We start from the raw sequence: 306 nt of genomic DNA, 5'->3' as shown, positions 1-306 counted from the left end.
ACGGCCCGAACGCCCCGGGCACGTCTCGCCAGGCGATCCCACACCGGTACCGATAAATAATGCCCTCGACCATCGAGCGGGCATCCTGAAAGGGCCTGCCCCGCTTGCCTGTCCGAGTCGGAAGCAAATCTTCAATCAACGACCACTGAGCATCGGGGAGCAACTGAAACCGCGACATGACTCAAGCCTCGGGCACAACATCCAAAATCTTTGCCAGACACGCCCTAGTTGTACTCGGACCAGACGTTGGTAGCAGGCGTGTTGGCTTGATGTGAGGAGAACCTCCGGGTGGGGTGTGGCTTGTCT

The 306-nt window shown here is 59.2% G+C and carries 1 protein-coding gene; it reads right to left on the bottom strand.

Annotated elements, in window-relative coordinates:
• Window positions 1-178 (bottom strand): transposase (locus BST14_RS31965; RefSeq protein ID WP_142279574.1); only part of this gene is annotated, 178 nt, incomplete at its 3' end.
• Window positions 179-306 lie beyond the last annotated feature (128 nt).

The sequence above is a fragment of the Mycobacterium arosiense ATCC BAA-1401 = DSM 45069 genome (assembly GCF_002086125.1).
Lineage (GTDB): Bacteria > Actinomycetota > Actinomycetes > Mycobacteriales > Mycobacteriaceae > Mycobacterium > Mycobacterium arosiense.
This window is presented reverse-complemented; position numbering and strand designations above follow the sequence as displayed.